Annotated in this window: 5 protein-coding genes; 4 read left to right on the top strand and 1 reads right to left on the bottom strand. The window is 76.4% G+C overall.

The window, feature by feature from the left end; genetic code table 11:
• A partial coding sequence (locus BN344_RS19555; protein WP_166518222.1) for an AMP-binding protein occupies positions 1-934 on the bottom strand: 934 nt, incomplete at its 3' end.
• Positions 935-976: 42 nt separating this feature from the next.
• On the opposite strand from BN344_RS19555, the gene BN344_RS11440 reads away from it, so the two are divergent.
• The 4 genes from BN344_RS11440 (at position 977) to BN344_RS19080 (ending at position 6,663) form a co-directional block, all read left to right on the top strand.
• Positions 977-1,942, top strand: a complete 966-nt coding sequence (locus tag BN344_RS11440) for an o-succinylbenzoate synthase (RefSeq protein WP_051515919.1) — start codon at positions 977-979, stop codon at positions 1,940-1,942.
• Positions 1,939-3,636, top strand: a complete 1,698-nt coding sequence (gene menD, locus BN344_RS11435) for a 2-succinyl-5-enolpyruvyl-6-hydroxy-3-cyclohexene-1-carboxylic-acid synthase (protein WP_040338596.1) — start codon at positions 1,939-1,941, stop codon at positions 3,634-3,636. The genes BN344_RS11440 and menD overlap by 4 nt, the downstream gene beginning before the upstream one ends.
• Before the next feature lie 169 nt (positions 3,637-3,805).
• Positions 3,806-5,536, top strand: a complete 1,731-nt coding sequence (locus tag BN344_RS11430) for a zinc ribbon domain-containing protein (RefSeq protein WP_040338595.1) — start codon at positions 3,806-3,808, stop codon at positions 5,534-5,536.
• 119 nt (positions 5,537-5,655) lie between these two features.
• The gene (locus tag BN344_RS19080) at positions 5,656-6,663 is read left to right on the top strand and encodes a discoidin domain-containing protein (protein ID WP_051515808.1); all 1,008 of its coding nucleotides are present in this window, start codon (positions 5,656-5,658) and stop codon (positions 6,661-6,663) included.
• Positions 6,664-6,683: the final 20 nt, after the last annotated feature.

The following is a 6,683-nucleotide window of genomic DNA, read 5'->3' as shown; positions in this document are numbered from 1 at the left end:
CCCGCTGCCCCCACTCCGGGTCCGGGCGCCCGACGACGACGGCGTCGGCCACGCCGGGATGCTCGCGCAGCGCCACCTCGACCGCGCCCGGGGCGACGTTGACGCCACCGGTGATCACGACGTCGTCGAGCCGGCCCAGCACGGTCAGCCGGCCGTCGTCCAGGCGGCCGGCGTCGCGGGTGCGGAACCAGCCGTCCGCGAAGGCGGCGACCGTCCCTTCCGGGTCGAGCCGGTAGCCCGACGCCAGCACCGGACCGGCGAGCTCGACGCCCCCGTCGGTGACCCGGACGGAGACGCCGTCCAGCGGCACGCCGTCGTAGACGCAGCCGCCGGCGGTCTCGGTCATGCCGTACGTGGTCACCACGCGGACGCCCGCGGCGCGGGCGCGGGCCAGCGGCGCCGGGTCGGTGGCGGCGCCGCCCACGAGCACCGCGTCGAAGCTGCGCAGCGCGTGGGGCTCGGCCTCGAGGAAGCGGACGAGCTGGGTCGGGACCAGCGCGGTGTAGCGGCGGTCTCCGGCCGGCAGCCGGGCGACGGCCGTAACGAGCTTCTCGTCCTTGTCGAGCCGGACCGCCTCGCGGCCGGCGACCTCGCTGCGGCAGAGCACCTGCAGCCCGGCGATGGCCGAGACCGGCAGCGCCAGCAGCCAGGTCCCCGGGCCACCGAGCCGGTCGAGCGTGGCCGTCGCCGAGGCCCGCACCGCGTCCGCGGAGAGCAGGACGCCGCGGCCCGAGCCCGTGGAGCCGGAGGTGACCACGACGAGGTCGGCGCCGTCCTCCAGCGGCTCGTCCGGGCGCAGCACCGCTCGGGCGGCCTGCACCGCGGCGGGCGGGCCGGCGGGGAGGACCGCCAGGGGCCGGTCGCCGTCGAGCGCCGCGCGCACGTCGGCCTGCGTCAGCTCGGCCGCGGGGACGAGGGAGAGGTGCCGGGCCACGAGGCACGAGCGTACGGCGGCCCCCCTCCTAGGCTGTCGGGCATGATCCCGAACCCCGGAACCGGTCACACGACGGTGCTGGAGGCGCGGGTGTACTCGGTGCCGATGCGCACGCGCTTCCGCGGCATCGACGTGCGAGACGGCGTGCTGCTGCGCGGGCCGGCCGGCTGGGGCGAGTTCTCGCCGTTCTGGGACTACGACGTCGAGGAGAGCCGCCGGTGGTGGGCGGCCGCCGTCGAGGCGGCCACCGAGGGCTGGCCCGCACCGGTGCGCGACACCGTTCCGGTCAACGTCACCGTGCCCGCCGTCGACGCGGAGCGGGCGCACGCCATCGTCCGCGCGTCGGGGTGCCGCACCGCCAAGGTCAAGATCGCCGAGCCGGGGCAGAGCGAGGCCGACGACCTCGCCCGCGTGGAGGCGGTGCGCGACGCACTGGGTCCCTCCGGTGCCGTCCGGGTGGACGCCAATGCCGCCTGGGACATCGACACCGCCGTCGCCCGCATCCGGTCCCTGGACGCCGCGGTGGGCCTGGAGTACGTCGAGCAGCCGTGCGCGACGCTGCCCGAGCTGGCCGCCCTGCGCCGCCGGATCGACGTGCGGGTGGCCGTCGACGAGGGCGTGCGGCGCTCGGCCGACCCCCTCGCGGTGGACCTGCGCGAGGCCGGTGACGTCGTCGTCCTCAAGGTGCAGCCGCTGGGCGGTGTCCGGGCGGCGCTGCGCGTCGCCGAGGCGCACGGCCTGCCGTGCGTGGTCAGCTCGGCGCTGGAGAGTTCGGTCGGCATCGCCGCCGGCGTCGCGCTGGCCGCGGCCCTGCCCGAGCTGCCGTTCGCCTGCGGGCTGGCCACCGTTGCGCTGTTCACCGCTGACGTGACGAGCACTCCGCTGCTCCCGGTCGAGGGGATGCTGCCGGTCGTGCGGCCCGAGCCCGACCGGTTCGACGCCGTCGCCGCCGATGCCGCCACGGCGGAGCGCTGGGATGCGCGGATGGCCGCGGTGATGGTGCCGTGAACCCGTCGACCGCCTTCGCCCGCGTCCTCGTCGACGAACTGCTCCGCGGCGGAGTGACCGACGCCGTCCTCGCGCCCGGCTCCCGGTCGGCGCCGGTCGCGCTGGCCCTGACCGCGGCCGAGCGGGCCGGCGCGCTGCGGCTGCACGTACGCATCGACGAGCGGACGGCGTCGTTCCTGGCGCTCGGTCTCGCCAAGGCGTCCGGCCGGCCGGTGCCGGTCCTCACCACGTCGGGGACCGCCGCGGCGCACCTGCACGCCGCGGTGCTGGAGGCCGACGCCTCCGGTGTGCCCCTGCTGGCGCTCACCGCCGACCGCCCGCCGGAGCTGCGGTCCACCGGTGCGAACCAGACGATCGAGCAGGCGGGCCTCTACGGGGGTGCCGTGCGCTGGGCGGCCGACGTCGGCGTGCCCGAGGAAGGACGCGAGGCGGCGCAGAACCGTTACTGGCGCTCGCTGACCGCCAAGGCCCTGCTCATCTCGCGGGGTGCGCTCACCGGTGACCCCGGCCCGGTGCACCTCAACCTGGCCTTGCGGGATCCGCTGATGCCCGGCGAGGACGACGACGACGGCCTGGACGGGCCGTGGGTCGGAAGGACGGAAGGCGCACCCTGGACGGCGGCGCGGCGGGGTGGTCTCTCGATGCCGCTGCAGCAGGAGCCCTCGAACACCCTCGTCGTCGTCGGCGATGCGCCGCCCGGTCTCGGTGCGGCAGCAGCGGAGGTCGCCGCCACGGCGGGCTGGGCCGTGCTCGCCGAGCCGTCCAGCGGGGCCTGGGGCGGCTCGCTCCGCGGCGGCGCCGTGCTGCTCGGTGCCCGGGAATGGCTCGCGGACCACCGGCCGGAGCGGGTGCTCGTGGTGGGGCGGCCGACGCTCTCCCGACCGGTCAACGCCCTGCTCTCCGATCCTGCGGTGCGGGTCGAGATCGTCGCCGCCAGCCCCCGGTGGGCCGACGCGGTGCGGTCGTCCTCGGCTGTCGGTGGCCTGCCCCTCCTGCCGCAGCGGATGCCCGGGGACTCGCCCGTCACCCCGCCGGAGCTGGCCGCCTGGCGCTCGGCCGCCGAACGGATGGGGACGGCCGTCGACGCGGCGCTGGACGACCGCCCGGAGCTGACTGCGGCCCGGATCGCCCGCGACGTCGTCGCCGGACTGCCCTCCGGGGCGCTGCTGGTGCTCGGCTCCTCTACGCCGGTGCGCGACGTCGACCTCTGGGCCCGGCCACGGGCCGATGTGACCGTGCTGGCCAACCGCGGCGTCGCGGGGATCGACGGAACCATCTCCACGGCGGTCGGGGCGGCCCTGGTCCACGACGGCCCGGCGTTCGCGCTGATGGGCGACCTGACCTTCCTGCACGACCTGACCGGATTGCTGACCGGCGAGGGGGAGCCCGTTCCCGACCTCACCGTGGTCGTGCCGGACAACGACGGCGGCGGGATCTTCGCCCAGCTCGAGCCGGGAGAGGACCGCTACGCCGAGGGCTACCGCCGGGTGTTCGGTACTCCGCACGGCCGCGACCTGGTCGCCGTGGCCGAAGCACTCGGCTGGGCCGCCACCCGGGTGTCGACGGCCCACGAGCTGACCGAGGCCCTGGGTCTGGGCGGTCCGCGGGTGGTCGTCGTCCGGACCGCCCAGCGCGCCGAGGCGCAGCTGGGCCGGGACCTCCGCGCGGCCGCCCAGGCGGCGCTCCGCTCCTGAGTCGCGGCTCCGGGCCGCGCAGGCTCCCGTGCCGCGCCGAGAGGCGACGGCGTCCCCCACCTGGGGGTACACGGCGCGCCCACTCTCCGCGTAGGACCGGAACGTGCCGTTGTGCCCCTTATCGTGGCCGCGACACGGCGCTTGCCGAGAATTCTGGGGAGAACAGCACATGACGGGACGCTTCTGCGGTTCATGCGGGGCTGCGGTAGGGCCTGACGCCGCGTTCTGCGCCTCCTGCGGCACCCCGGTCGCGGCGGCCCCGCAGGCCGCGCCGCCGCAGGCGCCTCCCTACGGCCAGCCGCCGGTCCATGGACAGCCGCAGGCTCCCTACGGCCAGCCGCCGCAGGCCGCTCTCTACGGCCAGGCCCCGTACGGGGCCCTGCCGAACGGCGCACCGTGGGGCGCGCCACCGACGCCGGGCACCGGCGGCAACGTCGCCGCGTCCGGCCGCAGCGCCCTCGACGCCCTGCTCACCGGCGACTGGGGTGGCGCCGCCAGGGCCGCCGGCTTCGCGGTGCTCGCCATGCTGGGACTGGGCCTGGTCGGCATGCTGCTCCTCGGCAGTGGTGACCTGGGCGCCCGCGAGATCCTCGTCCTGACCGCCGGCGCCGTGTGCGCCGCGGTGGGTGGCGACATCTACGTCACGACCTCCGGTGAGGACTTCTTCGGTGGCGGCGACTTCATGTCGAGCTCGTCGAGCTTCGGCGTCCTCCCGCTCACGCTCACCCTCGTCGGCCTCGGGCTGATGGCCTGGCTGTTCACCCGGTCCCTGCGCGGTCGCGTGCTGACGACCCGGGACGTCGTCCTCCAGGGCGCCCGCACCGCACTGGTGTTCACCGCCTGCTTCCTGGTGCTCTCGCTGCTGACCCGGTACCGCACCGACGGCTCGGACGAGCTGCTCGGTCTCTCCGGGCAGCTCGGGGTGTCGGTCTGGTCGAGCCTGATGGGCGCGTTCCTCTTCGCCGTCGCCACGCTGGGCGTGGTGTGGCTGTTCTCGCGGGTGACCAGCCCGACCCTCCCCGCGCGTCTGGCTGCGGTCCGCGAGCAGGTCGTCGCACCGCTCCTCGGGGCGGTCGCCGTCTTCGCCGCGGGCATCCTGGGCGTGCTCGTGGCCCTGATCTACGGCCTGGTCGAGCTCGACGAGCGGGTCTCCCAGTTCGGCCTCGTCGTCCTGGGCGGCGGGAACGGCATGCTCGCCAGCATCCTGTGGTCGGCCGGGGTGCCGCTCGACGCGGACGCCGGCGTGGGCGGGGAATTCGGCGAGTTCAGCGGCGGCGTCGGCGGCGGGAACAGCATCGACCTGTTCACCTTCACCGACGCCAGCGGCTGGTTCTGGCTGGCCCCGGTCGCCCTCCTGCTCATCCTCCTGGCGGTGGCGACGGTGCTCACCGTCCGGCAGAACTCCGTCGAGGACGCCCGCCGCGAGGGCTTCCGGTTCGCCGGCGCGCTGGCCGTGGTCGCCCTGGTCGCCGCGCTGCTGCTGCGCGTGGCCGGCGGTGCGGACGGCGGATTCTCCGAGTTCGGCGCTTCCGGCAACGTCTCGGCCACGTTCAACCCGATCGTCGCCGCGTTCGCGCTCGGCGTGTGGGGTGTCCTGGCCGGCCTGCTCGGCCCGGTCCTGGCCACCAGGATGTCCAGCAACCTGGTCGTCGGCATCCGCAACCGGTTCGGTGCCGCGGCTCCGCGGCCGGTCGCCCCCGCTCCCGGCCAGGTCGGCCAGCAGTGGCAGCAGCCCACCCTGCAACAGCCCACCCTGGAACAGCCCGCCGTGCAGCAGCCCGGTGTCCAGCAGCAGCCGTACGGGCAGCCGCAGGCCTACCAGGAGCAGCCGCAGCAGGCGCAGCCGGCGCCCTACCCGCAGCAGCAGCCCCTCCCGCCGGTGCCTCCGCCCACGCAGTAGCGGCCCGCCCCGCGCACCAGCTGCCGGCTGCACAGCGGTCGGCGCAGCGGTGCTGATGGCCGTGCTGCTGCGTGGAGCAGCACGGGAGGGCCGTACCCGAACGGATGGGACAGAGTCGGATGAGGTACTGCGTCAGCTGTGGTGCGGCGGCCGGCCCCGGCCTGCGCTTCTGCATCTCCTGCGGCGCCTCGCTCCCTGCCGGGGGCGAGCCGCCGGCCGCGGCGGCGGGGCGGGACTCGGTCTTCGCCCACCCGGCGCCCCCGGCGGCGTGGCCGGCGCCCGAGGTGCCGCCCGCCCCGGCGGACTCGGTGTTCTCCGGGCCGCCCACGCCGGCGCCGTGGGCCGCGACGCCTGGCCCGGCGCCCTGGAGCGGGGACGCGGCCCAGCCGCCGGCCGACGGGTTCTGGGACGACGGCCACGGGGAGGACGAGGGCGCACGGCGCACCCTCGTCGTCGCCGGGGTGGTGGTCGCGGCGCTGCTCGCCGTGGGCGGGGGCTACGTCGTCGCCGACCGCACCCTCGGGGGCGACGCGTCCACCGCGTCGCAGTCGGACGACGCCGACCGGCCGAGCGGCTCGGACCCGGCCGGAGGGTCCGACCCCGGGGACGAGGACGACGAGCCGGCGCCGACCGGAGGGGCCGCGCCGCCGGCCGGAGACGACCCTCTGCGGCCGCGCTCGGTCACGGCCAGCTGCCAGGCCCCGCCAGGGGTGGATGCCGCGAACGTGCCGGTGACCTACGACCCGGCGCACACCCTGGACGGGGTCGGCAGCACCGCCTGGCGCTGCCCGGGATCGGCCGTCGGCCAGCAGCTGGTCTTCGACTTCGGCCGCCCGGTGACCGTGGCGTCGGTCGGGCTCGTGCCCGGCTACGACAAGGTCGACCCGGTGGACGGCACCGACCGGTTCGGCGAGAACCGCACGGTGACCGGGGTGACCTGGCGCTTCGACGACGGGACCACCCACCGCCAGGAGATCGCCGCCCCGACGCGGGCGCTGGCCCGGACCGAGCTGGACGAGCCGGCGACCACCACCCGCGTCGTCCTGGAGATCACGCGGACGGGCAACGACGCGGCGGTCCGGGACTTCACCACGATCAGCGACGTCGCGTTCGTCGGCTCGGACTGACCCTCCACCCGCCGGGGCGG

The sequence above is a fragment of the Candidatus Blastococcus massiliensis AP3 genome (assembly GCF_000582785.1).
GTDB classification, from domain to species: Bacteria; Actinomycetota; Actinomycetes; order Mycobacteriales; family Geodermatophilaceae; genus Blastococcus; species Blastococcus massiliensis.
Note: the sequence above shows the minus strand (reverse complement) of the source record. Positions and strands in the feature narration are given on the sequence as shown.

Coding starts and splice junctions, on each gene's coding strand:
- BN344_RS11440 (WP_051515919.1), top strand. CDS start 977: ATGATCCCGAACCCCGGAACCGGTCACACGACGGTGCTGGAGGCGCGG.
- BN344_RS19080 (WP_051515808.1), top strand. CDS start 5,656: ATGAGGTACTGCGTCAGCTGTGGTGCGGCGGCCGGCCCCGGCCTGCGC.
- BN344_RS11430 (WP_040338595.1), top strand. CDS start 3,806: ATGACGGGACGCTTCTGCGGTTCATGCGGGGCTGCGGTAGGGCCTGAC.